At 37.6% G+C, this 460-nt stretch carries 1 pseudogene; it reads right to left on the reverse strand.

Going from position 1 to position 460, the window contains the following annotated elements:
- Positions 1-362 (reverse strand): annotated as a pseudogene (locus ACEYW6_RS36630) (hypothetical protein); the annotation flags it as partial.
- Between the last annotated feature and the right edge of the window lie 98 nt (positions 363-460).

Genomic DNA, 460 nt, shown 5'->3' on the forward strand with positions numbered 1-460 from the left:
CAGACTTGGAGAATTATTAAAGCCTGAGAAAGTGCGATTTTATAGCCTCTTTCACGAGCAATAACTAGTAATTCAGTAATATCTAATGGTAATTGGGCTTTTTTTCCTTGTTTTTTCCCTCCATTCTTCGTTGACGACGAGGAATTGCCCTGAGTTTCTGACAGTGCATTGTCAACAATTGGAGATAATAGAGCCATTACTTCTTCATCATTTCCACCCTGCTCAATTAAGGTGCGACATTCACGAAACCTGTCTGCATCATTCTCGGTATACAACTCTTTTTCAGGTATCCCACTCAAGCGTAAAGTCCGACTAATTTCTGATGGTGAGAGGTTGTTGAAAAGTTCTTGTGGTTGATACATAATTATCAATTTCTATTTAGATAAAGTTGAAAAAGGATTTAACCAGTCAACTTTTAACTGTCTTTGTTCTGTTGGGGGAATATTGGATGGTTCTGTTG

Source organism: Nostoc sp. UIC 10607 (genome assembly GCF_047228265.1).
In the GTDB taxonomy this organism is placed as follows: domain Bacteria; phylum Cyanobacteriota; class Cyanobacteriia; order Cyanobacteriales; family Nostocaceae; genus Nostoc; species Nostoc foliaceum_A.